General features: G+C 68.2%; 25 protein-coding genes. 14 read left to right on the forward strand and 11 right to left on the reverse strand.

Translation table 11 applies throughout. The features are described 5' to 3' along the window. Position 1: 1 nt before the first annotated feature. Genes tal through pgl form a run of 4 tightly spaced genes read left to right on the forward strand, consistent with a single transcriptional unit; the run spans position 2 to position 4,431 of the window. A complete protein-coding gene (tal, locus tag IEY68_RS02270) occupies positions 2–1,210 on the forward strand; it encodes a transaldolase (protein ID WP_189093972.1) in 1,209 nt (402 codons plus the stop codon). Positions 1,211–1,215: 5 nt separating this feature from the next. Then, entirely contained in the window at positions 1,216–2,790 is a 1,575-nt protein-coding gene (zwf, locus tag IEY68_RS02275; protein WP_062995744.1) for a glucose-6-phosphate dehydrogenase, read from the forward strand. Beyond that, positions 2,787–3,698 (forward strand): glucose-6-phosphate dehydrogenase assembly protein OpcA, encoded by a 912-nt coding sequence (opcA, locus tag IEY68_RS02280; RefSeq protein ID WP_189094039.1) that lies wholly within the window; start codon positions 2,787–2,789, stop codon positions 3,696–3,698. The genes zwf and opcA overlap by 4 nt, the downstream gene beginning before the upstream one ends. Continuing rightward, complete coding sequence (gene pgl, locus IEY68_RS02285) at positions 3,688–4,431, forward strand: 6-phosphogluconolactonase (RefSeq protein ID WP_062995747.1); 744 nt, start codon at positions 3,688–3,690, stop codon at positions 4,429–4,431. The genes opcA and pgl overlap by 11 nt, the downstream gene beginning before the upstream one ends. Here pgl and IEY68_RS02290 read toward each other — a convergent pair. Beyond that, positions 4,423–4,947: an anthrone oxygenase family protein gene (locus IEY68_RS02290; RefSeq protein WP_062995749.1), complete on the reverse strand. Its 525-nt coding sequence runs from the start codon at positions 4,945–4,947 to the stop codon at positions 4,423–4,425. The two genes, pgl and IEY68_RS02290, sit on opposite strands and share 9 nt — an antisense overlap. A gap of 86 nt (positions 4,948–5,033) precedes the next feature. On the opposite strand from IEY68_RS02290, the gene IEY68_RS02295 reads away from it, so the two are divergent. Next, positions 5,034–5,639 (forward strand): TetR/AcrR family transcriptional regulator, encoded by a 606-nt coding sequence (locus tag IEY68_RS02295; RefSeq protein WP_062995751.1) that lies wholly within the window; start codon positions 5,034–5,036, stop codon positions 5,637–5,639. 58 nt (positions 5,640–5,697) lie between these two features. Here IEY68_RS02295 and IEY68_RS02300 read toward each other — a convergent pair whose 3' ends face one another. Beyond that, positions 5,698–6,432: a TetR/AcrR family transcriptional regulator gene (locus IEY68_RS02300; protein WP_189093973.1), complete on the reverse strand. Its 735-nt coding sequence runs from the start codon at positions 6,430–6,432 to the stop codon at positions 5,698–5,700. A 74-nt stretch (positions 6,433–6,506) separates the two neighbouring features. On the opposite strand from IEY68_RS02300, the gene IEY68_RS02305 reads away from it, so the two are divergent. Further along, positions 6,507–6,821: a DUF1330 domain-containing protein gene (locus tag IEY68_RS02305; protein ID WP_062995752.1), complete on the forward strand. Its 315-nt coding sequence runs from the start codon at positions 6,507–6,509 to the stop codon at positions 6,819–6,821. A 173-nt stretch (positions 6,822–6,994) separates the two neighbouring features. On the opposite strand, the gene IEY68_RS02310 is transcribed toward IEY68_RS02305, so the two are convergent. Further along, positions 6,995–7,432: a DoxX family protein gene (locus IEY68_RS02310; protein ID WP_062995755.1), complete on the reverse strand. Its 438-nt coding sequence runs from the start codon at positions 7,430–7,432 to the stop codon at positions 6,995–6,997. Between the two features lie 91 nt (positions 7,433–7,523). Here IEY68_RS02310 and IEY68_RS02315 point away from each other — a divergent pair, with 91 nt between their 5' ends. Next, positions 7,524–8,078, forward strand: coding sequence for a TetR/AcrR family transcriptional regulator (locus tag IEY68_RS02315; RefSeq protein ID WP_062995809.1), 555 nt, complete (start codon positions 7,524–7,526; stop codon positions 8,076–8,078). Between the two features lie 207 nt (positions 8,079–8,285). Continuing rightward, entirely contained in the window at positions 8,286–10,508 is a 2,223-nt protein-coding gene (locus tag IEY68_RS02320; RefSeq protein WP_229718600.1) for a thiamine pyrophosphate-dependent enzyme, read from the forward strand. A 184-nt stretch (positions 10,509–10,692) separates the two neighbouring features. Here the strand turns inward: IEY68_RS02320 and IEY68_RS02325 are convergent, their stop codons facing one another. Beyond that, a complete protein-coding gene (locus tag IEY68_RS02325) occupies positions 10,693–12,774 on the reverse strand; it encodes a glycosyltransferase family 39 protein (protein WP_373292933.1) in 2,082 nt (693 codons plus the stop codon). Between the two features lie 306 nt (positions 12,775–13,080). Between IEY68_RS02325 and IEY68_RS02330 the strand changes: the two genes are divergently transcribed. After that, positions 13,081–13,347 (forward strand): hypothetical protein, encoded by a 267-nt coding sequence (locus IEY68_RS02330; RefSeq protein ID WP_062995759.1) that lies wholly within the window; start codon positions 13,081–13,083, stop codon positions 13,345–13,347. Positions 13,348–13,548: 201 nt separating this feature from the next. Further along, positions 13,549–13,938 (forward strand): hypothetical protein, encoded by a 390-nt coding sequence (locus tag IEY68_RS02335; RefSeq protein WP_062995761.1) that lies wholly within the window; start codon positions 13,549–13,551, stop codon positions 13,936–13,938. Between the two features lie 52 nt (positions 13,939–13,990). On the opposite strand, the gene IEY68_RS02340 is transcribed toward IEY68_RS02335, so the two are convergent. Continuing rightward, complete coding sequence (locus tag IEY68_RS02340) at positions 13,991–14,827, reverse strand: SMP-30/gluconolactonase/LRE family protein (RefSeq protein WP_062995763.1); 837 nt, start codon at positions 14,825–14,827, stop codon at positions 13,991–13,993. Positions 14,828–15,052: 225 nt separating this feature from the next. On the opposite strand from IEY68_RS02340, the gene IEY68_RS02345 reads away from it, so the two are divergent. Further along, positions 15,053–15,778, forward strand: coding sequence for an SDR family NAD(P)-dependent oxidoreductase (locus IEY68_RS02345; protein ID WP_062995765.1), 726 nt, complete (start codon positions 15,053–15,055; stop codon positions 15,776–15,778). Positions 15,779–15,817: 39 nt separating this feature from the next. Here IEY68_RS02345 and IEY68_RS02350 read toward each other — a convergent pair whose 3' ends face one another. Then, positions 15,818–16,303, reverse strand: coding sequence for a MarR family transcriptional regulator (locus tag IEY68_RS02350; protein WP_229718565.1), 486 nt, complete (start codon positions 16,301–16,303; stop codon positions 15,818–15,820). Between the two features lie 81 nt (positions 16,304–16,384). On the opposite strand from IEY68_RS02350, the gene IEY68_RS02355 reads away from it, so the two are divergent. After that, positions 16,385–17,251 (forward strand): alpha/beta fold hydrolase, encoded by an 867-nt coding sequence (locus tag IEY68_RS02355; protein ID WP_062995767.1) that lies wholly within the window; start codon positions 16,385–16,387, stop codon positions 17,249–17,251. A gap of 18 nt (positions 17,252–17,269) precedes the next feature. Here IEY68_RS02355 and IEY68_RS02360 read toward each other — a convergent pair whose 3' ends face one another. Both IEY68_RS02360 and IEY68_RS02365 read right to left on the reverse strand, forming a co-directional pair. Continuing rightward, positions 17,270–17,908, reverse strand: coding sequence for a hypothetical protein (locus IEY68_RS02360; protein WP_189093974.1), 639 nt, complete (start codon positions 17,906–17,908; stop codon positions 17,270–17,272). An 845-nt stretch (positions 17,909–18,753) separates the two neighbouring features. Next, the gene (locus IEY68_RS02365; protein WP_229718566.1) at positions 18,754–19,725 is read right to left on the reverse strand and encodes an alpha/beta fold hydrolase; all 972 of its coding nucleotides are present in this window, start codon (positions 19,723–19,725) and stop codon (positions 18,754–18,756) included. 54 nt (positions 19,726–19,779) lie between these two features. Between IEY68_RS02365 and IEY68_RS02370 the strand changes: the two genes are divergently transcribed. After that, complete coding sequence (locus tag IEY68_RS02370) at positions 19,780–20,628, forward strand: SDR family NAD(P)-dependent oxidoreductase (protein WP_062995772.1); 849 nt, start codon at positions 19,780–19,782, stop codon at positions 20,626–20,628. A gap of 10 nt (positions 20,629–20,638) precedes the next feature. On the opposite strand, the gene secG is transcribed toward IEY68_RS02370, so the two are convergent. The 3 genes from secG to IEY68_RS02385 all read right to left on the reverse strand — a co-directional run bounded on the left by secG (position 20,639) and on the right by IEY68_RS02385 (position 24,027). After that, the gene (gene secG, locus IEY68_RS02375) at positions 20,639–20,872 is read right to left on the reverse strand and encodes a preprotein translocase subunit SecG (RefSeq protein ID WP_062995774.1); all 234 of its coding nucleotides are present in this window, start codon (positions 20,870–20,872) and stop codon (positions 20,639–20,641) included. 46 nt (positions 20,873–20,918) lie between these two features. After that, positions 20,919–22,526, reverse strand: a complete 1,608-nt coding sequence (locus IEY68_RS02380; RefSeq protein WP_189093975.1) for an MFS transporter — start codon at positions 22,524–22,526, stop codon at positions 20,919–20,921. A 151-nt stretch (positions 22,527–22,677) separates the two neighbouring features. Next, entirely contained in the window at positions 22,678–24,027 is a 1,350-nt protein-coding gene (locus IEY68_RS02385) for an MFS transporter (protein ID WP_189093976.1), read from the reverse strand. Between the two features lie 145 nt (positions 24,028–24,172). Here IEY68_RS02385 and IEY68_RS02390 point away from each other — a divergent pair, with 145 nt between their 5' ends. Then, on the forward strand, positions 24,173–24,967 hold the full coding sequence (locus IEY68_RS02390) for an META domain-containing protein (RefSeq protein ID WP_062995776.1): 795 nt from the start codon (positions 24,173–24,175) through the stop codon (positions 24,965–24,967). Positions 24,968–24,990 lie beyond the last annotated feature (23 nt).

The following is a 24,990-nucleotide window of genomic DNA, read 5'->3' on the forward strand; positions in this document are numbered from 1 at the left end:
CATGGCACAGAACGAGAACATCGCCGCCCTGGCCGCGGCCGGGGTATCGGTGTGGCTGGACGATCTATCACGCGATCGGATCAACTCCGGCAACCTCGCCGAACTGATCGCCACCCGCGGGATCGTCGGCATCACCACCAACCCGACCATCTTCCAGGGGGCCCTCAGCAAGGGCCACGCCTACGACGAACAGGTCCGCGAGCTGGCCGCCCGCGGCGCCGATGTCGACGCCGCGATCCGCACCATCACCACCGATGACGTCCGCGCGGCGTGCGATGTGCTGGCCCCGGTATTCGAACAGACCGGTGGGGTCGACGGCCGGGTCTCCATCGAGGTCGATCCGCGCCTGGCCTTCGACGCCGACAAGACGGTCGCCCAGGCGGTCGAACTGTGGAAGATCGTCGACCGGCCGAATCTGTTCATCAAGATCCCGGCCACCGAAGAGGGCCTGCCCGCGATCACCGCGGTGATCGAGGAGGGCATCAGCGTGAACGTCACGCTGATCTTCTCGGTGCAGCGGTACCGCTCGGTCATGGGCGCCTACCTCGACGGTCTGCGCAAGGCGCGGGTCGCCGGCCACGATCTGGCCAAGATCCATTCGGTGGCGTCGTTCTTCGTATCCCGGGTGGACACCGAGATCGACAAACGGCTCGAGGCCATCGGTACACCGGAAGCGCTGGCGTTGCGCGGTAAGGCCGGGGTGGCCAATGCCCGCCTCGCCTACGCCGAATACGAGGACGTCTTCGCACCGGGTGGCGGTCACGCCTCCACCTACCAGCATCTGGCCGCGGCCGGCGGCAACCGGCAGCGGCCGCTGTGGGCCTCGACCGGCGTCAAGAACCCCGACTACTCGGATACTCTCTACGTGACCGAACTGGTCGCGCCGAACACGGTGAACACACTGCCGGAGAAGACGCTCGAGGCCGTCGCCGATCACGGCGAGGTCCGCGGGGATACGGTTTCCGGCACCGGCGCGGCCGCGGCGGAGGTTTTCGACCAGCTGCGGGCCGCCGGAATCGATCTCGACGATGTCTTCGTCGTCCTCGAGCGCGAAGGTGTGGAGAAGTTCGAGAAGTCCTGGGAGGAACTGCTGGAGGCCACCGCGGCCGAACTCCAGTCCGCTGTATCGACGGCGTCCTCCGCGGGTCCCTCCGTGGCCACGCAGGCTACCTCCTCCGGGCCCAACGCTGCGGACGCAGGAGGTAACTGACTCAGATGGCCGGCGCTCCGGAGAGCACACAGACGGCATCCGGCACACCGTGGCGTAATCCGCTGCGGGACGGCCGGGACAAACGGATTCCGCGCATCGCGGGCCCCTGCAGCATGGTGATCTTCGGGGTCACCGGTGATCTGTCCCGGCGCAAGCTCATGCCGGCCATCTACGATCTGGCGAACCGGGGGCTGCTGCCCCCGGGTTTCGCGCTGGTCGGCTTCGCCCGCCGGGAGATGTCGGACCAGGATTTCGGCGAGATCGTGCACGAGGCCGTCCGCGAACACGCACGGACCCCGTTCCGCCAGGAGGTCTGGGACCATCTGGCCGAGGGTTTCCGGTTCGTCCAGGGGACCTTCGAGGACGGGGACGCGTTCGGCCGCCTCGCCGAGACGCTGTCCCGGCTCGACGACGAGCGCGGCACCGGCGGTAATCACGCCTTCTACCTGTCGATTCCGCCGAACGCCTTCCCGGTGGTGCTGGACCAATTGCACCGCCACCAGCTGACCAGTTCGGCGGCCGCGCTCGGGCGCGCACCCTGGCGCCGGGTGGTGATCGAGAAACCGTTCGGGCACGATCTCGACAGCGCGCGCGAGCTGAACGCGCTGGTGAATCGGGTTTTTCCCGAGGAGACGGTATTCCGGATCGACCACTATCTCGGCAAGGAGACGGTGCAGAACATCCTGGCGCTGCGCTTCGCCAACCAGTTGTTCGATCCGATCTGGAACGCCAACTACGTCGACCACGTCCAGATCACCATGGCCGAGGATATCGGGCTGGGCGGCCGGGCCGGCTACTACGACGGTATCGGCGCCGCCCGCGACGTCATCCAGAACCATCTGCTGCAGTTGCTCGCGCTCACCGCCATGGAAGAGCCGATCAGCTTCGAACCCCGCCAGTTGCAGAACGAGAAGATCAAGGTCCTCTCCGCCACCAAACTCGTGGAACCGCTCGACGAGACCACTGCCCGCGGCCAGTACGCGGCCGGCTGGCAGGGCGGCCAGGAAGTAGTGGGCCTGCTGGACGAGGAGGGTTTCGATCCGCAGTCGCGCACCGAGACCTACGCCGCGCTGACCCTCGAGGTCGATACCCGGCGCTGGGCCGGGGTGCCGTTCTATCTTCGCACCGGTAAACGGCTGGGCCGCCGGGTCACCGAGATCGCGGTGGTGTTCAAACGCGCCCCGCACCTGCCCTTCGATCAGACCATGACCGCGGACCTCGGCGAGAACGCACTGGTCATCCGGGTTCAGCCGGACGAGGGCATCACCATGCGGTTCGGCTCGAAGGTGCCCGGGTCGTCGATGGAAGTGCGCGATGTGAACATGGACTTCAGTTACGGCGAAGCGTTCACCGAATCGTCCCCGGAAGCCTACGAGCGGCTGATCCTGGATGTGCTGCTCGGCGAGCCCTCGTTGTTCCCGGTCAACGCGGAGGTCGAATTGTCCTGGCGCATCCTGGATCCGGTGCTCGCGCATTGGGCCGCCGACGGGAAACCCGAACAGTACGAGGCCGGTACCTGGGGTCCGGACTCCGCCGACGCGATGCTGGCCCGCACCGGCCGGGAATGGCGGCGGCCGTGATCATCGATATCCCCGACACGACGACCGGCGCGGTCACCAAACGCCTGGTGCAGCTGCGCGAGAGCAACGGTGTGATCACCATGGGCCGGGTGCTGACCCTGGTGGTGTGCACGCTGGACAGCTCCGAGGCCGAGGACGCCATCGACGCCGCCAACGACGCCAGCCGCGAACACCCCTGCCGGGTGGTGGTGCTGGCGCGCGGCGACCGGTCCGCGGCGACCCGGCTGGACGCGCAGATCCGCGTCGGTGGTGACGCGGGTGCCGCCGAGGTGATCGTGCTGCGGTTGCAGGGCCAGCTGGTGAACCACGAGAACAGCGTGGTGATCCCGTTCCTGCTGCCCGATACCCCGGTGGTGGCCTGGTGGCCGCGCGGCGCCCCCGAATTCCCGTCGAAGGATGCGGTGGGCCGGCTGGCGACCCGGCGGATCACCGACGCCACCTTCGCCCCGGATCCGCAGGCGACCATCAAGAAACGCCACGGTTCCTACGCGGCCGGGGATTCCGATCTGGCATGGAGCCGCATCACGTATTGGCGGGCGTTGCTGGCTGCCGCGATGGACGTGCCTCCGTTCGAACCCGTGCACTCGGTGACCGTTTCGGGTCTGCGCGACGAACCGGCCCTGGATATCCTCGCGGGCTGGCTGTCCCGGCGCCTGGGTTGCCCGGTGCATCGGCGGACCGGGGATCTGCGGGTCGAGTTGCACCGGAAGTCGGTATCCGTCGCCATCGCCCGCCCGCAGACCGGCGTCACCGCCACTCTCACCCGCACCGGCGACCCCGTGCAGCGGATAGCGCTGCCGCGCCGCGAAACCCGCGACTGCCTGGCCGAGGAACTGCGCCGGCTGGACGCGGACGAGATCTACGCCGAGGCCCTGGCCGGAATCGAAGGGGTGACCTATGACCACTAGCTCCGAAGCCACCGTCGAAGTCCATACCGACGGCGACGCGCTGACCACCGCCGCCGCCCGGCGGTTCGTCGAGGTACTGGTAGCCGCACAGGCCGAACGCGGTTCGGCCTCGGTCGTGGTGACCGGCGGCGGGACCGGCATCACCCTGCTGGAGAAGGTCCGCGCCGACCCGGGCGATCTCGACTGGTCGAAACTCGATGTGTTCTGGGGCGACGAACGTTTCGTCCCCGCCGGCGATCCGGAGCGCAACGAACTCCAGGCCCATCGAGCACTGCTGGACCACGTTCCCGTGGACCCGGCGCGAATCCACACGGTGGCCACCTCCGACGGTGAATATCCCGATCCGGTCGAGGCCGCCGCCGAATACGCCACCGCCGTGCGCGCCCATCTCGCCGCCCACGGCGCCTTCGATCTGCATCTGCTCGGGATGGGCCCCGACGGGCATATCAATTCGTTGTTCCCCGGTGACGCCGACACGATCGGCGAGGACCGCGAATACGCCGTGGCGGTCACCGACTCCCCCAAACCGCCGCCGGTGCGGGTCACGCTGACCTATCCGGCGATCCGCCGCTCCCGCCACGTGGTCCTGGTGGTCTCCGGTTCCGGTAAGGCCGATCCGGTGGCGGCGGCGATAAAAGGCGTGGACCCGCTGGAGATTCCGGCGGCGGGTGCGCACGGATCGGAGTCCACCACATTTCTGCTGGATGAGGACGCCGCCACCGGCCTAAACTGACTGCCGCTCGACTGTCGCCTCCGGTCCCGCGCAACCGGCACCGTCGCCACGACGCTCGGCCCGGGTGGTCGCGAGGACGACGCCGATCACCAGGACGAACGCGGCCAGCGCGCAACCGGTCCGGAGGAAGTGGAACATCTCCCAGCGGCGCAGGATCTCGGCGTGATCCACCGGTGGCGTTCCCACGGCCCACGCTTTGATGTGCTGGTTGATCGGTACGTTCCCGAATCGGGTGACCAGGAAAGACGTGAACGCCAGGGCCGACGCGCCACCGGCGATCCAGCGCGGCCGCGAGCGCGTGCGCACGGCCAGCACCAGTGTGCTCAGTACCGCCAGGCCCATCAGCGACTGCATGACCGGGCCGTTCACCCGCATCAGCGCGGTATGGAACGTGAAGCGAACGTCGAGGGGTACCTCACGGAACGCGTACAGCACGTTCACCGCCCCGTATCCGAAGGCCCCGGCCAGCAGTCCGGGGAACAACAGCGCTGCCGCGCGTACGGGTGTCGACCACATCTGAACTCCCTTACCGATATCGCAACAATGAGTTGCGTTATCGTCAGCATGCCCGTCTCCCGCAAATATCGCAACAAGGAGTTGCAATGAGTGCCGCACCACTGGGCCGCGGACCGAAGGTTCGCGCAGCCGTACTGGCCACGACCATCGCCGAGTTGGGCGAGCACGGATATGCGGCGTTCACCATCGAGAACGTGGCCCGCCGCACGGGCGTGCACAAGACCACCGTCTACCGTCGCTGGCCCGACCGCGACACCCTGATCGCCGACGCGCTGACCGCGAGCGTCGCCACGGAAATCCCCATTCCCGATACCGGTTCGATCGACGACGATCTGCGCACCCTGGCCCGCAGCCTGGTCGAGTGGATCACCAGCCCGGCCGGCCGGGCGGTCCTCGCGGTGATGCTGACCGGCCCCACTGGAGCACCGACTCCCTCGGATCCCGTTCGCCACGTCTTTCGTGACCGCATCCGCCGCGCGCTCCCGCTGGTCACCCGGGCCGTCGCGCGCGGTGAGCTTCCCGCTGATACTGAAGCGGCAGAGCTGATCAAAGCCCTCGTGGCACCCATCTACCTGCGCGTACTGATTACCGGCGAAAAGGTGGACGACCGTACCGCCGATACGGCGGCGGCAATCGCGCTGACTGCCGCGCGCGCCGGGCTCTTCACCGGCGACACATCACCGCGGCCCTGAAACCACCGGGATCCACAGGCGAGTCGGGCAAGATACTCCGGCGGTCCGGGGTCGTCGATCAGTCGGTCGGCGCGGTGGCCGGGCGGGCCAGGCCCAGCGATGCCACGAGATCCAGCATTTCGGCATGGTGCAGCGCGGCGGGATCACGCGCCACCGGATGGATATGACCGTCGATCTCCAGGGCCACCAGGCCGTGCATACGACCCCACACCCGCAGCGCCATCGCCGCCGCGGCCGGGGCCACCTCCGGTATGTCTTCGCGGATCTTCGCCACGTAGTCGGGGTGCAGCTCGGCCCAGGAGTTCCCCTCGGGCATCGGCGGGTCGGCGGCGGCGACGAGACGGGTGAGTTCGCGGCAGACGCGGCGCGCGGCGCGATCCACCGGACCGTCCGCCGGCGGACGATACCCGGGCACCGGACGCCCGTAGAACAGCCGGAACCCTTCCGGGTCGGCCAGCGCCCAGGTGCGTAACGCGGCACCCCAGGCCACTAATCTGCCGCCCGGGTCGCCCGCGGGCACGGAATCGACCGCGGCTCGCAGCGACTCCGCCAGGGATTCACCGATTCCGCTGATCAGCGCGGTGATCAGATCATCCCGGGTCGGAAAGTAACTGTAGATGGCACGCGCGGTCATTCCCATCTCCCGGGCGATTCCGCGCAGTGAGATCGCCCCCGGACCGTCCTCGGCCATCTGCCTCAGCGCGATGGACTCGATCTCCCGGGTGGTTTCCGCACGCAGCCGCGCCCGGCGGCTCGGTATTCCCGCATCGGATGGGTTGACGATCTCTACCACCTCGATAGGATACCGAGCGTCAATAGTCTTATGTGTGTCATTACTACACACCGTGTCCACAGTTGGGAAAACGCATGCCCGCCTATGTGATAGCCAATGTCGAAGTACTGGACGAGGAGGCGAGTTGGGCTTACGCCCCCGTCGCCCAGCAGTCGATACTCGACCACGGCGGCCGCTACCTGGTCGCTGGACCCACGTCCGACACCGTCGAAGGCAGCTGGGATCTACCCCGGCTCCTGATCATCGAATTTCCCGATATGGACCGGATCCGACAGTGGTACGACTCGCCGGAGTACCGCCGCGCCCGGCGGATCCGCGAGGGCAAGATGCGGATACGTCTGCTGTTCACCGAAGGCACCCCGCCCGAAGGCTTCACACTCCCGACCTGATCTCACCCCACCGCAACCCGAGGCCGGCGGGTGCCCGACGCGGGTCCGCGGTGCGCGAAACCGAGGATACGAGTCGACGAGTGCCGTTACCGCGGAAGCACTTCCACGACGAGCGGCCGGTCGCGTTCACCTGCGACCGACCACGCAACCGCGACCGCGCGCGGCGCCACGGGTCACCCGATGACGACCATCGCGCAGGCTCCGACGAAGAACACCTGAACCAAGGTTCGCAGCGGTAGCGGCATCGTCTTGATACCGAGATCCGCCCGTGCGGCTCGGATATTGGCCGGGAACATGACGATCAGCAGGACCAGCAGGGCGACGGCCGCGAATCGCGAAGTGACCGGTATCAGCAGTCCGATCGCCCCCGCCAGTTCGAGAACACCCGTGAGCGTGACCAATGCGGGTGCGTTGGGCAGCCGCGGCGGGACCATGGCGATCAGCCCGCCCCGTCGCGGCTGCTGGAAATGCGCGCTCGCGGTGAGCAGGAACATGACCGCGAGCCCCAGCGCTGTGGCGTGCGGCCAGGAATCGAGCCATTCCGGACCGAATGCCCAGCCGAGGAGCCGGGCGAGCCCGGTGACTACGACGAGCGTGATGAGCGGGGCCATCGGAACTCCTCACGAGCGAATCTTGACACCGCAAAGATACGAGCGCCGGATCAAACTTGTCAATGGCAAGATTATGGGTGAGGATCGGAATATGGCGAAAACCGGATACCACCACGGCGATCTGCGGTCCGCGATACTCTCGGCCGCCGCCGACCAGATAGCGGCCGAGGGTATCGATGCGATCTCCCTGCGCGCGCTGGCCCGCCGGGCGGGAGTCTCCCATGCCGCGCCGGCCCATCATTTCGGTGACCGCGCGGGCCTGCTGACCGCGTTGGCGGCCGAGGGGTTCGAACTGCTCGCCGCCGAAATCGAGGCGACATCGGACGCGCGCACGGCCGCGGTGGCCTATATCCGGTTCGCCCTGCGTTATCCGGGGCACTTCGATGTCATGTTCCGCCGCAGATTGCTGCGCACCGATGACACGGAGCTCGTCGCCGCGCGCGCTCGTTCCGGCGCGGCGCTGCGCGCACGCGTGGTCGGTGGGCAGGACGCCGATCAGCAGGCCGTCCAGCTCGCGGCCTGGTCGCTCGTCCACGGCTTCGCCTCGCTGTGGCGCGAAGGCGCACTGGAGGATTCACCGCTGGCCTCCTCCACCGATCCGGAGACCGCGGCACGGCGCATGCTCGACACCGTCCGATTCGGCTGATCGCGAGTCGGGACGACCCGAGCTGCTCGGTGATACCGATCGGGACATGCGGCGCCGCGACCTACGCGGAGCCGCACGATGCGCGACACGATCCGGGCCCGGTACGCCGCCGGATCACCGCGGCACGCATAGGCTGGTTGCGGTGAGGACCCCGTGAGCGTCCAGGACCCCGACCAGCGGTTCCGCGCGGAGATCGCGGCGCTGCGCATTCCCGCAGCGCCATCATCCGAAGCGGCTCTGCCACCGGGGCTCGGCGATCAGGATTTCCTGGACCTGTTCGAAGCGCAGGTGCTGAGCAGGCAGGCCGATCTCGCCGCCCGCCGGCTGGGTGCGAGCGGGCGGGGCTTCTACAGCATTGGATCGTCCGGACACGAGGGGAACGTCGCGCTGTCGGCGGCGACCCGGATCACCGATCCGGTCCTGCCGCACTATCGTTCGGGCGCCTTCTTCATCCACCGGGCCCGGCGAGCCGGGGTGGCGGACCCGGTGCGCGACCTGCTGATGGGTGTGGTGGCCGCCGCGGCCGACCCCATATCCGGCGGCCGGCACAAGGTATTCGGCAGCGCGGCGGCGAATATCGTCCCGCAGACCTCCACCATCGCCTCGCAACTGCCGCGCGCGGTGGGTCTCGCGTTCGCCCTCGACCGCGCCGATCGGCTCGGCGTGCGCTGCCCGTGGCCATCGGATGCGGTGGTGCTCTGCGGTTTCGGCGATGCCTCGGCCAATCACTCGACCGCGGCGGGCGCGATCAACACCGCCGTCCACACCGCGCATCTGGGCATTCCCGTCCCGGTGCTGTTCCTCTGTGAGGACAACGGGATCGGGATCAGTGTGCCCACTCCGCCCGACTGGATCGAACACGCCTACGGGCACCGGCCGGGCCTGCGCTGGTTCGCGGCCGACGGCGGCGATCTCCGCGCCGCGGTCACCACCTCGACGGCGGCGATCGACTGGGTGCGCGCCCACCGCCGTCCGGCTTTCCTGCATCTGCGTACGGTGCGGTTGTTCGGGCACGCCGGTTCCGATGTGGAAACCGCCTACCGCGAGACCGCCGCGATCGAGGCCGATCTGGCCCGCGATCCGGTCACCGCGACCGCGCGGTTCTTGGTCGGCGCCGGTATCCGCACTCCGCGAGAGTTACTCGGCCACTACGACCACCTGGCCGACCGGGTGGCCGCGACCGCGGAAGAGGTGTGCCGGGAGCCGAAACTCACCACCGCCGAGGCCGTGATGGCCCCATCGGCCCCGGCCCACCCGGACCGGGTGCACGACGACGCACAGTGCCGGAATCCGCGGAGGCCGGTAACCGCAGCATCCACGCCCCCACCGCACCGGACAGCCGACGGGCACAGTGCCGTCGCCGCGCACGGTACCGTCGCCGCGCACGGGGGCGGCGGCGCGCAGGACCCGAATTCGGAAACTCTGGCGCAGGCTGTCAACCGCACACTGGCCGAGCTGCTCGCGCGCGATCCCGATGTCCTGGTCTTCGGTGAGGACGTCGCGCGCAAGGGTGGCGTCTACGGTGTGACCAAGGGGCTGCGGAAGCGGTTCGGGCCGCGCCGGGTCTTCGATACATTGCTCGACGAACAGAGCGTTCTCGGTACCGCACTGGGCACCGGTCTCGCGGGATTCGTACCGATTCCGGAGATCCAATACCTGGCCTATGTCCACAACGCGCTCGACCAACTACGAGGTGAGGCGGCGACCCTCTCGTTCTTCTCGGCCGGCCGCTACCGCAACCCGATGGTGGTGCGTATAGCCGGCTACGCCTACCAGCGCGGTTTCGGCGGGCATTTCCACAACGACAATTCCGTTGCCGCACTGCGCGATATACCCGGCATGATCGTGGCGTCGCCGGCGCGGCCGGACGACGCGGCGGCGATGCTGCGCACCTGCGTCTCGGCCGCCCGCGTGGACGGCCGAGTCTGTGTATTCCTCGAACCCATCGCCCTCTACCACACCCGTGACCTGCACGAACCCGGCGACGGGCAGTGGGCGCAGGCCGCCGCGGACCCCGCCCATGTGCCGATCGGCCGGGCTCGTGTGTACGGCGACGGTACCGATCTGACGATCGTCGCCTTCGCCAACTCGGTGCCGATGAGCCTGCGGGTGGCCCGCCGACTCACACAGCGCGGATTCGGCGTCCGCGTCCTCGACCTGCGCTGGCTCTGCCCGCTCCCCCACGCGGACCTGATCCGGCACGCCGAGGCCACCGGGCGGGTCCTGATCGCCGACGAGACCCGGCACAGCGGCGGTGTTTCCGAATCCGTGTGCGCGGCGCTGGTGGACGCCGGTTTCACCGGCGCCCTGGCCCGGGTCACCAGTGTGGACAGTTTCGTGCCCCTGGGGCCCGCCGCCGCAACCGTCCTGTTGAACGAATCCGATATCGAGGCGGCCGCCGACCGGTTGCTCCCGGTGGACGGGGCGTGATCCGCCGGTGCCGCGCGAAACGGTTCCGCCCAGCGCGGGCGCGGGAACCCTTCACTCACTCGGGCTGGAGAGATCGGGGAACTCACGCTCTGCTGTGCACCAACCGGGAATCGGCTGTGCGCCCGCCGGGTTCACCACCCGGCGGGCGCTTGCCCGTCCCTGAGCCTGCCTGTCCTCGCGCCGGTCAGGCGGGGCCGGTCACCGGCTCGCCGGTAAGGTCGTAGACCGTGACCCCGTCGACCTCGGTGGCGGTGAAGTTGTCCTGTACCCACTGGCTGATCTTCGACGCCTCCGATTCAGTGCCCGATCCCGGGCCGCCACCGTGCCCACCGGCGATGAAATAGTGGATCGCGTCGTCGGCCACGTACTGCTGGAACTGTTCCAGCGTCGGGGACGGGTCGCCGCCGCCGAAGCCCCCGATCGACATCACCGGTACGTCTCCGGCCAGTTGATAACCCGCGGCGTTCATCGAACTCACGGCGGCCGCCGCCCAGGTGTAGGAACCCGCGTCCTGCTGTAGCAGCGCGGTGACGGCCGCACTGCTCTCGCCACCGGGGCCACCACCCTGTCCGGGTGCGCCCGCATCGGCACCCTGCTGTCCGTCGGCCCGTCCCCCGGGCCGGCCGTCCGCGCTGTCGGCCCGGCCGTTGTCGCCTATCCCGCTGGGCGCGGCACCGGGCTCGCCGGATATCGCGTCTCCGTCCCCCGAGGCACCGGGGGCGGCATCCATATCACCCGGGGCAGTTCCCATACCACCCGGTGCGCTACCCATATCGCCGGGCGCACCGCCGGGTCCCCCGCCCATCCCGCCGAACCCGCCCGAACCGGTACTCGGCCCGGCCAGCACGATCGAACCCGTATGCGGCGTCGCCAGGGTATCCACGGTATAGGCGACCGGTCCGGCCAGTCCCACGAACAGCGCCGTCAGCGCCGCAACCATCGAGACCTTCCGTGGCGCCGGGAACAGCACGGCCACCGTGGCGATCGCCCCGGCCACCAGCACCACCCAGCGCAGCCACGGTACGAATTCCGCGGACCGGCCCAGGAACACCCATGAGGTCGCCGCGGTCAGTGCCACGGTCACCGCGAGAACCAGGCGCACCCACAGCCGGTCGCGTTCCCGCCATACCGCGACCCCACCCGCACCGATGACCGCCGCGACCGCCGGAGCCAGCGCCACGGTGTAGTACTGGTGGAAAGTCCCGGTCATGAAGCTGAACACCACACCGGTGACCAAGCCCCACCCGCCGAACAACAGCAGTGTCGCGCGCTGCCGGTCGGTGCGTACGGCCCGCCCGCGCACTACCGTGCCCGCGACCAGCAGGATCAGCGCCGCCGGGATCAACCAGCCGATCTGACCTCCGATGGACGCGCCGAACAGTCGCGTGATACCCGCGTCACTACCGAAGCCACCGCCCGGACCGCCGCCGGCGGAACTGAGCCGGTCGAGCCCGTTGTATCCCAGGGTCAGTTCGATGATCGAGTTGTGCTCCGAGCCACCGAAATACGGCCGCGAATCCGGCGGCCACAGCTGGGCGACGAGAATCCACCAGCCCGCCGCCACCACCATCGCCGCGGCGGCCGCGAACAGCTGCCCGATACGTCTGCCCAGTCGCGGCGGCCCGGCGAACAGGTAGACCAGCGCCGATGCGGGCAGGACCAGCATCACTTGCAATTGCTTGGCCAGGAACCCGAACCCGACGAACGCGCCGCAGAGCACCAGCCAGCGCCAGCGCCCGTCCTCGACCGCCCGGGCCATCGCCCATACCGCCGCCACCATCAGCAATACGAGCAGCGCGTCGGGATTGTTGAACCGGAACATCAGCGCCGCGACCGGTGTCACCGCCAGCACGAGACCGGACAGCAACCCGGCCGCGGCACCGAACGAACGGCGCACCGTCGCCCACAGCAGCGCCACCGAGGCGACGGCCATCAGCACCTGCGGCGCCAGCATGCTCCAGCTGTCGAACCCGAACAATCGCGCCGACAGCTCCATCGGCCACAGCGCGGCGGGGGTTTTGTCGACAGTGATGGCATTGGACCAGTCGGAGGAGCCGAAAAAGAACGCCTCCCAGGATTTCGCGCCCGATTGCACGGCCGCCGCATAGAAGGAGTTGGCGAACCCGTTCGCGGTGAGATTCCAGAAATAGGCCGCAGCCGTACCCACCAGCAGCACCGCGAGGCCGATCCCCTCCCAGGCAGTATTCCGCCGGGTGGGCGCCGCCTCCGGCACGGGGGCCGGGCGGCGCGCCATCAGTGTGGTCACCGCGCCACCTCCCATACGGGACGGCCGGTGCCGTGGGAACTGCTCGAATAGTCGGTCATGCGATCAACGATCGCTGCCGATGCTCCCCCGCCCCTGGGGACAGGCTGGGAAGAAGCTGGGAGTCGGCGGCCCCGGGGGCCGCGCGCGACCACGCGGCTTTCCGATCCGGGCCGAGCGACCTGAGCAGGTAATTTCCGGTTGCCAGGAAGTTCGCAGGCTGTTGGCAGGCCATCTCGAGCCCGGTTGCACAGGATGGCCGAGTCGGACCGGGTTCGCCCCGGACCGATGGCCTGAGGGTCAGGCCGCATGCCAGAGGAGGAATATCTCGCAATGCCGAAGGTGATGAAGTCGAAGCTCGCGAAGGCGGCCGTGGTCGGCGGTGTCGGACTGGGGATGGTCGGCCTCGGCGCGGGCGCGGCGAGCGCACAGCCGGGCCCGGACCAGCACTCGAACCAGCCGCAGCAGAACCAGCCGCACTGGGACCAGCATCATCAGGACAACAACCGCGGACCGGACCAGCCGAACGGTCACGGCTTCTGGTTCCTCGACCGGTGGGTACCGCTGTCCTGGTGATCCGATAGGGACCCGAACCACGACCGGACCGGTCGCCGCGCCCGGCCCCGCGGAGGAGTTCTGTCACCACAGACCCCTTCGCGGGGCCGCGTCCGTCTCGGGGGGACTGCGCCGGAGCCCGCGGCACCCGCGTCTCGATCGCCCGATCTGGGTGGATTCCGCTGTGCCCGTGGAGTTTATCGGGCACGATCTGATCGTGTGATGATCAGACGAGTTCATGGAGCTGCCCTGCTGGCTCTGGCCGCCGCGACGTTCGCACCTTTCACTACCGCGCCCGCGGTCGCCGACGCGCCCTTCACCGCACCCCGGGTCACCTTCGCGGGCACCGCGCCGGGAACAGTGACCGCCACCCTGCACAATCCGAACGACCGCGGCCAGTGCTGGGCGGAGGCCGGAATCGGCCCGGACAACAATCACGCCTTCTTCGGCGAGGCGAAACCGGAATCGCTGGCCGGCCCCGGCCAGACCGTCGAAACCTCACTCACCGGTCTCGAATCGGGTTCCACCATCACCGCGCGCGGCGGTTGCGCGGACACCAGTCCAGCAGGTGGATACGAGCTGGGCGAAACGGTCACGGTCGTCGTCCCTTAGCCGGATACGGCCCGCGGCCAGGTCCCCCGTCCGGCATCATGCCCACGGTGCTTCAGGGCCTTCCCGCACCCGGTGCGGGCGCGGGAAAAGCCACCACCCGGCCGGTCGGTTCAGGTGTATCGGCACCGTACTCCTGGCCGACCACGAAGAGCCGGGGGCTGTCGGGGTCGCGGTCGAGGGCACAGGCGAAAGCACCGCGGTCGAATTCGGCGGTGCCGAGCACCGCTCCGCCCTCGGCCACCCGCACACAGTGCCGGTTGCCGACATCGGCGTACCAGACCGCGCCCTCGGAATCGAGGCAGATGCCGTCGGGGTGGTCGCCGGGGGTGGGTGCCCAGACGCGGCGGCCGGTGAGATCACCCGAGGCGGTGATGTCGTAGGCGGTGAGCTGTTCGGCATAGGATTCCGCGACGATCAGTGTGGCGCCGTCCGCGGTGATCGCCATCCCGTTGGGAAACGCGAGACCTTCCGCGACCCGGCGCACCCTGCCGTCCGGCGTCACGATCACCACGAAACCGGGCGCGAACTCGCCACCGGGGAAATCGAATCCGATGCTGTTGACGTAGGCGTTGCCCCGGGCGTCGACGACAATATCGTTCCACGGCTTGTCCGTCTCGGCGGCGAGGTCGGACCAGGTCGCCAGACTGCCGTCCGCGTCGCGGCACAGCAGCCGCTGCCGAACCGAATCGACGATCAGCAGCCGCCCGTCGGGCAGGAAGTCGATACACATAGGGAACGAGGGCACGGATGCGACCACCTCGCGACGCCCCGGACCGTCGACGGCGATCACTTGGTTCGCGCCCCAGTCGGAGAACCACAGCCGCCCCTCGTGCCAGCGCGGCGATTCACCGAACAGGACCCCCTCGAGCAGTATCTCTGGTGTATCCACGTGGTATTCCCTTCGGTCGGCGGTGGTAATGCGGACGTGCCGACCGCCCGGAACTCATCGGCGGGAACGCATCGTCCCGGCGCACCGATCGACCTTCGAACGAGGCCGTTCCGGTCGGGCGATCCCGGAAGCCGCCAACACGTCGAGCAGGGCGGTCGGCCGCTGATCGGTCGGCGGCTTCCCTCCCTATATGTTCAGTGCTGAACGCACCGGAAGGAGAGACGAATGAGCCGGACAGTCGTCGTCACCGGAGGGACCGCCGGAATCGGCCGCCGGGTGGCCCGCAAATTCGCCGAATCGGGTGACACGGTGGTGATCACCGGGCGATCCACCGAGCGGGTCCAGCAGGCGGCCGAGGAACTGGGCGTGCGCGGCATCGTCTGTGATGCCGGGGTTCCGGCGGCGGTCGAGCGATTCGCCGAATTGGCAGGACCAGTGGTGGACGTCCTGGTCAATATGGCCGGCGGCAACACTGACCTCACCGCCACCGAACCCGGCGCGACCTCGCTGGAGAAGCTCACCGAACGGTGGCAGGCGAACCTGACCGCGAACCTGCTGAGCGCGGTCCTGACCACCACGGCATTGCGCGGCCGGTTACGCGCGGGCGGATCGGTGATCAATATCGGCTCGATCGGCGCGGAATACGCGGCATCGTCCTACGGGGCCGCGAAAGCGGCACTGGAAGCGTGGTCGGCGGGCCTCTCGGCACAGCTGGCACCGACCGGAATCACCGTGAACACGGTCGCGCCGGGCTATATCGAGGACACCGAATTCTTCCAGGGGACGATGACAGAACAGCGGCGCGCCCAGCTGATCGGGTCCACGCACAACAACCGGGCCGGCACCCCGGACGATGTGGCCGGCGTGATCGAATTCCTGGCCTCGCCACACGCCCGTCACATCACCGGACAGACGATTCATGTCAACGGCGGCGCGTACACGACCCGATGAGGACGCCACAGGCGCCTGCCGCGAGTCCGGACAGGGCGATCAGTCGCGAGCCGGGGACCGAGACCGACCGGAACCGGAACGCAGACGGGACAAGGTTCCGGGCGTCAGCCGCTGCGCGAGTGTCTCCAGCGCGGTCACGACCCCCGCGACATCGTCGGGATCGTCGGCGCCGAGCGCGGCGGCGAGCGCGGTATCGATCGTGGTGGACCGGACGATATCGACCCGATCGGATGCCTCGGGCGCCTGACGGATGAGGACGCGCCGCCGATCGGCCGGATCGGGTTCGCTCACGATCGCGCCCGCTTCCCGCAGCCGCGCGACGCACCCGGAGACCTGGCTCTGCGGCAGACTCGTGCGCGATGCGATCTCCCCCACCGCACTACCGGGATTCTCGACGATATCGCTGGCCACGATCAGTACCGAACGCACACTGGTCGAGTACCCCGGCAGCCCTTCGGTCGGCATCGCCTCCTCGCCGATCTTCATCAGGGTGCGCCCCAGCAGGAAAAGTTCCACTCCGTTCACCCCCGGCACGCTACCGGAAACGCATCATTCCAAATACATCTTTCTTGATGTATCTAAAAGGATGAATTATGGTTTCTCGGTATGAGCGATTTCCGAACCGGCCGTCTTCCTGTTCCCGGCGCGTCCCTGAACTACGAGATCCGCGGCTCCGGCCCCCTGCTCTTGCTGCTACAGGGCGGCGATGGCAATACCGCCCGCGGCGCCGGCCTCGCCGAACGCCTCGCCACCGACTACACCGTGGTCCTCCCCGACCGCCGCGGCCTGTCCGGCAGCACACTCGACGATCCGGCCGCACCGGTCACGGTGGCCACCCACGCCGACGACACCCATCGTCTACTGGCGGCCCTCACCGACGAGCCCGCCCGGATCTTCGGTTCCAGTTACGGCGCGCTCATCGCACTCACCCTGGCCGGAGATCATCCGGAACAGGTCGGCACTCTCGTCGCCCACGACCCGGCCACGATCTGCCTGCTACCGGTCCCGGCTCGTGATCGCGCCGCACGCGATCTCGCCGCCCTCGACGAGGTCTACCGCAAAGAGGGCGCGCGATCCGCGCTCCGGAAACTCGCCGAACTCGTCCACGCCGATTTCTCCGATACAGAACCGGATGTCGTCCCGCCGGCACCGCGCGAGCCCGGAGACCTGAACGACCTGAACTTCTTCCTCTCCCGGGATCTCCCCGAGATCCGGTCATCGGGTCTCCACGCCGAGCGTGTCGCCGCACTCGCCACGACCGCTGTCCGCGTCGTGCCCGCCGCCGGTCGCGGATCCCGGAAGATATGGAACTACGACTGCGCCCGGGCACTGGCGGCCCTACTGGGCACTGAGGTCACCGAATTCCCGGGCGGCCACAGCCTTTCCACTCATCCGGCCGCCTTCACCGCCCGGCTGCACGAAGTACTCGCCGACGATCGCCGCCCGGCCGCCCAGGCCGCGAAACAGCACTGAAGGGCCCGGCCACGCTCCTCACGGGGCCGGATCAGCCGGCAGCCGGGGCTCGGCCGCGCGCTCGCCCAATCGCTCGATCACAGCATTCGCGAAGTCCGAAACCGGGACCACAGTACTGCCGTTGTCCTTCACCTCCAGGTGGCGTAGTCCATCTCGAAAGTCCTGGTCCCAGAACGGGTAGACACTCAGCTCGACTCGCTCGTCTCCGGAGCGCAGCTGCACATAGGACGGCTGAAGATCGGTCGAGCCCGCGTGCAGGCGCCCGTGGTTGATTCGCGCCGCATGACGCAAACCGGCGTCCATATTGTCCTTGGCCACCTCGATCGGAGATCCGCTGGCAGCGAACGAACCCAGCGAGTCCTCCAGCTTCGGCAGGAATTTGGACCGCACTCCGATGGCCAGATCATCGCCCACGTTCAACCTCACGTAGCGCGCCGACTGCAACGCCTCGCCGAGCCATTGCGGGAGCGCGGGCGTCTCCCGGACACCGAACGAAATCTCCCTGGTCCACCCGCCCGGATCGTCCACGAGCAACCGGTGGTCGAGTCGCCCGAATACCGGATCATCGAGCACAGCATCGGGCGGAGCGCTGTCACCTCGGTCGAAAATCCGGACACGTAGTGCCCGATCGCCACGTTCGCCCGTTGTCTCCAACACGATGCGAGAATCCCTACCGGTAGAGCGAGCCGAATACGCAGTCGTATCGCTCAGGGTCAACCCGATATCGTCTCTCCGCCCAGCGGGCCAATCCGGCAGTTGCTGATCGAGCCAATCCCAAGCCCGCGCGGTCCCTTCCGCGTCGGCGCGGGGCAAAGTTACTTCCGGAGCGCCGCCGGAGTGGTCCCGCGCCGTAGCAGCAAGCAGCTGTTCCCCTTGCCCGCTGGCGCGTTCGCCGGCAGAAGCGCCCAGCACGGCCCGGTCGGCATGCTGGTGGGTCAGGTCGGACTCTCCGCTGGATCGCTTGCCCAACAGATCGGCCAGATCGTCACGAAATCGCCTGAAAACTTCGTCGCCCACCCACCTCACCGGTCGTCACCCTTGACGCGAGCCACGGCGCCTCACCGATGACGGGGCAGAAAGCCCGCGAACGGCGGACGAACGATGGGCCAGGTAACAGCCATGCGTGAACTCGCCCACACGCATCGCCTTGCAGAACATCACTATTTCACAGTAAGTGATCGCCCCGGGCGCCAGCCACCTCCCGGCTCCGTCGATCACAGGGGGCCGGAACGAGTGCCTCAACGCACCGAGGTACAGGACGCCGACCAGGCACTCGATCGACCACCGAGGCACTCGACGACTGATGGCCCGAGCGAACGCCCGGATGCGACCGTCAGCGAATCCGCTCCCTATCCGAGGTGCTCACATAAACCCGGCACGATAGTGCGCAGGGCACCCGCCACGAAACACGCAGAAGTTCGGACATCACGTCATACCCCCGGATTCGGTGCGCGGGGCCGACACCCCGCGCACCGAAATTACCCGGTCGATTCCCCGGGGGGCTACTTCCCGGTGGTGAGCTCGCCGAGCGCGCCCAGCAGGAAACCGTTCACGGCCTCCGTCGCCTCCAGCTGGACCAGGTGACCGGCGCCCGGCACCCGCTGTACGGCACGCAGATCCGGTAGCAGCGCGCGCATCGTATCGAGCGGATCACGACCGCTGAACCCTTCCATATCGGGATCGTTCTCGCCGTAGACGAAATACACCGGCACCGTGGGTACTGCCTCGGCGTAGTGGGCCGTCAGTTCCCAGTTGCGGTCGATCGCCCGGTACCAGTTCAGGCCGCCGGTGAAGCCGACGCTCTCGAAATCAGCGGCCAGCGTGTCGAATTCGTCCTGCGAGAGCCAGGGCCAGGGGAGGTCCGGCGCTACGGGGAGGGCATCGATGTACCGGGTCCCCGGTGGGTTCTTCCACACGTCGAGGTAGTGGAAATCCCCGCTCAACGCGTAGTAGACGCGGGAGAGGAACTCCCGCGGCCGTTCGGCCAGATGTGCGTCGGCCACGCCGGGTTCCTGGAAGTACTGCAGGTGCAGAAAATGTCGCTCGGCCATCTTCCCCCAGTAGTACCCGGGCGGTTTCGGGGCGCGCGGCGCGAAGGGATTGTTCAGGATCACCAGCCCGCGCACCCGCTCCGGCGCGCGCAGGGCGAGCTCCCACAGCAGGGCCGCACCGAAATCGACACCCACGAAAACCGCCTGGTCGGCATCGATATCGTCGAGCAGCGCGAGCAGATCGCCCACCACGGCCTCGTTGGTGTAGTCGTCGATCGACTCCGGCGCCCCGGTACGTCCGGCGCCGCGCAGATCGGGCGCGATCGCCCGATACCCGGCGGCTCCGGCCGCGGCGAGCTGGCGATGCCAGACGTACCAGGTGTGCGGGAATCCGTGGCAGAAGATCACCGGGTGGCCCCGGCCCTGTTCGGCTACGTGCATCCGCACGCCGCCGGTGTCGACGAACCGGTGTGTCGGCTCCACCGCACCTCCCGAATACTAGAACGCGTTACAGTTTCAAGGTAACGTCCCGGGACTGTGAGCGGAATACCACACCCCCTGAAAAACCGGATAGCGGTGGTCACCGGCGCGAGTCGCGGGATCGGCAAAGGTATCGCCCTGGAACTGGGCGCCGCCGGCGCGACCGTCTACGTCACCGGAAGGTCGGAGAAGCCGAGCCGGCTCCCGGGCACCGTGGCCGAAACGGCCGCGCGGATCGACGAACTCGGCGGCACCGGCGTACCGGTCGTCTGCGATCACCGCGACGATGACGCCACCACGGCGCTCTTCGAACAGATCGGCGCCGAGCGAGACCGGCTCGACATCCTGGTGAACAATGTCTACAACTCCCCCGCCGCGGCCCGCTGGCTCGGCCGCAAGTTCTGGGAGGTGCCGCCCGAGGCGTGGGACGAAACCTTCGAGATCGGTGTCCGCTCGCACTACGCGGCCGCCGTGCGCGCCGCGCCGCTGCTGCTCAAAGGCGACGGGCTGATCGTCAACGTCTCCTCGCCCGGTTCTCAGCGGTATATGCACAACGCGGTGTACGGGATCGCCAAGACCGCGCTCGACCGGATGACCGCGGATTTCGCGCACGACCTGGCCGATACCGAGGTGACCGTGGTCTCCATCTGGCCGGGCATCGTCGACACCGAACTACTGCAGATGGTGCCCGCCGACGCGGACGGCAACCGGGTCGTGACTCTTCCCGGAGAGGGCAGTTTCGACCTGAATCAGGCGGAGAGCCCCCGGTTCGCGGGTCGCGCGGTGGTGGCGCTCGCGGCCGACCCCGAACGCAGGAAACGGTCCGGGCAGGCCTGGAAGGTCGCCGATCTGGCCGGCGACTACGGATTCACCGATGTGGACGGAAGAATTCCCCGCCACGACTGACCACGGCGGGTCAGGCGAATTTGATCTCCAGCCCGATCCCCAGGATCGCGATGAACCAGACCAGGCCGGTGAAGATGGTGATGCGGTTGAGGTTCTTCTCGGCAACCGTCGACCCCGACAGGCTCGACTGCATCCCACCACCGAACAGGCTGGACAGACCTCCGCCCTTGGCCCGGTGCAGCAGCACGAGCAGCACCAGCAGCAGGCTGGTGACGATCAGGAGGATATCCAGGAACATCCGCATGCCGGACAGTCTAGAGGGTGGTACCGGGCAAAGCCCATTCGCAGTCCTATGCCTGTGGTTTCACCGACACCAGATGGGTGAGTGTCTCATCGTGCGCGAATTCCGATACCGCCCGTTCGCGCATCAGATCCTGGGCGGTCAACCGCACCTTGTGCTGCTGCATATGCTCGGACCAGGAGCGCACCACGAACGCCTCCACATAGCGCTCGGTACTGCCCACGTCGCGGTACACCCGCCATTCCATCGCACCGGTCCGCTGCCGTGACCGGCCCACGAAGCTCATCGCCGACAGGAACTCCGGCACCTTGTCCGCGGGCACGTCGTAGTCCTTCAGCACCAGCACCGGGCCGTCGTCGGGGTCGGGTTCCACGACCACCTGCGGTTCCGGCCAGTACGCGTGCGGTGTCAGATCGAAGCCGGGCGCGAACTGCCGCAGCGGCAGCCAGAGGGTACTGAGCGCGCACAGGCCCAGGCCTGCCGCCGCCACCAGGAGTGCGGTGACCGCGCTGTAGGCGCCCGCGACCAAGCCCCACACCACCGACCCGATCGCCTGTCCGGCCATGAACACCAGCAGGTACACCGACAATCCCCGGGCCCGCACCCAGCCGGGCAGCAGCAACTGCATGGTCGCGTTCATGGTGGACAGGGTCAACAGCCACGACGCACCCGCGAAGACCAGCAGGAGCAGGACGAGCGCCTCCACTCGGAGCAGCGCGGTGCCGCAGCAGGCGATACCGAATACCACCGCGGCGACGGCGACCTGCTGGGTGGGGGTGAGCAGTGCCCGCACCCGGGCCAGGCCCAGCGCGCCGAGCACCGCACCCACGCCGAGCGCGCCGAGCATGAGGCCGTAACCGGACGAACCCAGCCCCAACTGGTTGCGGGCGATCACCGGCAGCAATGCCCACAGCGCGCTGGCGGGCGCCACGAACAAGGCTGTACGCAGCAGCACACGACGGATCGCGGGCGCGGATTTGATGAAACGGGTTCCCGCCTGCAACGCCGCGAGCGGGCGTTCACTGGGCAGTTCCCTGGTCACCCGCGGCCGCTGCCAGAACAGCAGCGCCCCGACGATGGCGGCGAACGAGACGGCGTTCAGCGCGAACACCAGCGCCGGACCGGACAGCGCGACGAGCACACCGGCGATGGCCGGTCCCACCGCCCGGCCGATATTCATGTTCATACTGCCGAGCGCGGCGGCCGAGGGAATCTGGTCGCGGGGCACCAGCTCGGGTTGGATGGCCTGCCAGGCCGGTCCGACCACCGCCTGACCGCAGCCGAGCAGGAACAGCAGGGTGAGCAGTACCGAAGGTGTGGTGTGCCCGGTGGCAGTGGACACCGCCAGGGTGATCGCCAGCACCGCCATCGTGGATTGGGCACCCAGCAACAGGCGCCGGCGATCGAGCAGATCGGCCAGCACACCGGATGGGATGGCCAGAATCATCACCGGCAGTGTCGTCGCGGTCTGTACAAAGGAGACCAGCGCGGCGGCATTGGGTCCGTCGACCAGCACCCATTGCGCCCCGACCATCTGCATCCAGGTGCCCAGATTGGAGACCAGCTGCGCGATCCACAGCGCGCGATAGACCCGCAACCGCAACGGCGCCCAAGTGGAAACAGGTTTCGATGCGGCTGAGGTCACTCGGGAGAGCATAGCGTCGCGCTCTGACCGGTCCGCCGGGCGAGGAGGAGCCCGTGACCGATTCCGGGCAGGCCACGAGCCCGGTCCGCCGCGTCTCGGGGATGATGCGAGCGGACCCGCCGTCCCGGTGCGCTGCGCGGCAGTGATCCGGGGTGCCCCACGATCAGGCGGTGAGCCGGTCGTCTTCGCTGATGAACAGCGTCGCGATCACGCTGACCACCGCGGTGGCCACGAGGTACCCGCAGGCCAGCCACGGTGTCGAACCACCCACCGCGATCAGGGCGGTGACGATCATCGGCGTGAGGCCCGAGGCGTAGATCCCGGAGAACTGATAGACGAACGACAGACCGGTGTATCGGACCTCGGCCGGGAACAGCCCCGCGTACAACGTGCCCTGCGCCCCGTAGAACAGCGCGTGCGCCACCCCGAACACCGCGATGATCGCGAGGGTGAACACCACGATGTTCCCGGTTCCGAAAAGCGCGAACACTGGATACACCAGCACTCCGTATGCCGCGATGCCGGCGATGTAGACCCGGCGCGGCCCGAACCGATCGGCGAGCAGGCCGGAGACCGGGATGAGCGCCGCCATCACCAGCGCGGCGACGGTGACCGCCACCAGCACCGGGACCTGTTCGAAACCGAGCTGCCCGGTGGCGAACGTGATCGCGAAAACACCCCAGGTGTTGAACGCCGTGCCCTCACCCCAGCGCGAGAGCAGACCGAGCGCAGTGTTACGCCGGGCGCGGGCGTTGCGGAACAACTCGACCACGGGCACTTTCGATATCCGGTTGAGCCGGTCCACCTCCCGGAACGCGGGCGTCTCGTCGATCGTGAGGCGTACCACCAACCCGATCACCACCAGCACCAGGCTGGCGCCGAACGCGATCCGCCATCCGTAGTCGAGGAACGCCGATTCGCTCAGCGTCGTCCGCAGCAGCGCGAATACGCCGGTGCCCAGCGCGAGACCGAGAGCCAGCCCTACCTGCGGATAGCTGCCGAACAATCCGACTTTCTTGCGTGGACTGTGCTCGACGGCCAATAGCACCGCACCGGCCCATTCACCGCCGAGCGCGAAACCCTGCAGCATCCGCAGCAGCAGGAGCAGGATCGGTGCCGCGACACCGATCGCGGCGGCGGTGGGCAGCACACCCATCAGGGCGGTAGAACCACCCATGATCGCCATTGTCAGTGCCAGCGTTCGTTTCCGACCGATCCGGTCGCCGATATGCCCGAAGACGAGACCGCCGATCGGCCGCATCAGGAAACCGACAGCGAAGGTCGCGAACGACAGCATGGTTCCGACGAACGCGCTGTTGTTCGGGAAGAAGAGTTTGTCGAAGACCAGGCTCGCCGCGGTGGCGTAGAGGAAGAAGTCGTACCACTCGACGGTGGTACCGATCAGGCTCGCCGCGACCGCCTTGCGAGTGTCGGCGGCGCTGAGCCCACCGTCGGCCGTCGCGGCGCGATCGTCCGTGCGGGTGGGCGCCGGCCCCGTTCCCAGTAGTGACATCGTGTTCCCTTCGCTACCGCGTCGATCGCCGAGCGAGGATATGAGGACAACGGCCCTGGCAGGAAGCGTTGTAATCAGCGAGATTCGAGCAGCGGGCCGGTTTCGCCGCACGGGATCGGGCCGAGCGCCGGGTAGCATCGCCGTCATGCCGGGACCAGCGCTCCGAATCGGTGCGGCACTGTCACTACTCGTACTCGCCGCGACAGCGTGTTCGGACAACGAGCAGGCGCTGACCGCACCCGAACCCACTCCCATGGGCCACACCTATATATCCACCGAGGTCACCGGCGCACCCATTCCAGGCGGCGGTCCGCTCACCCTCACCTTCGCCGACGACCGGATCTCGGCGGAGGCCGGGTGCAATGCCCACAGCGGTGCGGTGGATCTACGCGACCACCTCCTGCACGTCTCCGATCTCGCGAGCACGCTGGTCGGATGTCCGGGCGACCGGGCCGGCTCCGATGCCTGGGTCGACGACCTGCTGCGCGCGGACCCGACCTGGCAGCTCGATCAGGATCGGCTGACGCTGACCGGAAAGGGCACCACCGTCGTCCTCACCGACAAAAAGGTGCTGCAACCGGACCGCCCGATCCGCGGCACCGAATGGGTGGTGACCTCTCTGCTCACCCCGGACGCCCGAATCTCCTCGCAGACCGTAGACCAGGTGCGGCCGACCCTGACCATCGGCGCCGACGATTCGCTCACCGGCTTCGCGGGATGCAATCGCATCACCGGACGGGCCGTGGTAACCGATACCGCGCCGGGTACCGATATCGCGTTCAGCGCGGCTACCACGCGAATGATGTGCACACCCGAGATCATGGAGGTCGAACAGGCGATACTGGCCGTCTTGGATGGTACGGCCCGGGCCACTGTCGACGCCGACACCCTCACCCTGCGCAACCCGGACGGCCACGGTCTGACTCTGCGCGCCGGGTAGCCCTCCACAGCGGTGACCGGGCA

Origin of the sequence: Nocardia jinanensis (assembly GCF_014645735.1) — a bacterium.
Classification (GTDB): domain Bacteria; phylum Actinomycetota; class Actinomycetes; order Mycobacteriales; family Mycobacteriaceae; genus Nocardia; species Nocardia jinanensis.

Excerpts from the sequence above, each read along its gene's own strand:
- tal (WP_189093972.1), top strand. The coding sequence starts at position 2 with ATGGCACAGAACGAGAACATCGCCGCCCTGGCCGCGGCCGGGGTATCG.
- zwf (WP_062995744.1), top strand. The coding sequence starts at position 1,216 with ATGGCCGGCGCTCCGGAGAGCACACAGACGGCATCCGGCACACCGTGG.
- pgl (WP_062995747.1), top strand. The coding sequence starts at position 3,688 with ATGACCACTAGCTCCGAAGCCACCGTCGAAGTCCATACCGACGGCGAC.
- IEY68_RS02290 (WP_062995749.1), bottom strand. The coding sequence starts at position 4,947 with ATGTGGTCGACACCCGTACGCGCGGCAGCGCTGTTGTTCCCCGGACTG.
- IEY68_RS02295 (WP_062995751.1), top strand. The coding sequence starts at position 5,034 with ATGAGTGCCGCACCACTGGGCCGCGGACCGAAGGTTCGCGCAGCCGTA.
- IEY68_RS02305 (WP_062995752.1), top strand. The coding sequence starts at position 6,507 with ATGCCCGCCTATGTGATAGCCAATGTCGAAGTACTGGACGAGGAGGCG.
- IEY68_RS02310 (WP_062995755.1), bottom strand. The coding sequence starts at position 7,432 with ATGGCCCCGCTCATCACGCTCGTCGTAGTCACCGGGCTCGCCCGGCTC.
- IEY68_RS02315 (WP_062995809.1), top strand. The coding sequence starts at position 7,524 with ATGGCGAAAACCGGATACCACCACGGCGATCTGCGGTCCGCGATACTC.
- IEY68_RS02330 (WP_062995759.1), top strand. The coding sequence starts at position 13,081 with ATGCCAGAGGAGGAATATCTCGCAATGCCGAAGGTGATGAAGTCGAAG.
- IEY68_RS02335 (WP_062995761.1), top strand. The coding sequence starts at position 13,549 with ATGATCAGACGAGTTCATGGAGCTGCCCTGCTGGCTCTGGCCGCCGCG.
- IEY68_RS02345 (WP_062995765.1), top strand. The coding sequence starts at position 15,053 with ATGAGCCGGACAGTCGTCGTCACCGGAGGGACCGCCGGAATCGGCCGC.
- IEY68_RS02355 (WP_062995767.1), top strand. The coding sequence starts at position 16,385 with ATGAGCGATTTCCGAACCGGCCGTCTTCCTGTTCCCGGCGCGTCCCTG.
- secG (WP_062995774.1), bottom strand. The coding sequence starts at position 20,872 with ATGCGGATGTTCCTGGATATCCTCCTGATCGTCACCAGCCTGCTGCTG.
- IEY68_RS02380 (WP_189093975.1), bottom strand. The coding sequence starts at position 22,526 with ATGCTCTCCCGAGTGACCTCAGCCGCATCGAAACCTGTTTCCACTTGG.
- IEY68_RS02385 (WP_189093976.1), bottom strand. The coding sequence starts at position 24,027 with ATGTCACTACTGGGAACGGGGCCGGCGCCCACCCGCACGGACGATCGC.
- IEY68_RS02390 (WP_062995776.1), top strand. The coding sequence starts at position 24,173 with ATGCCGGGACCAGCGCTCCGAATCGGTGCGGCACTGTCACTACTCGTA.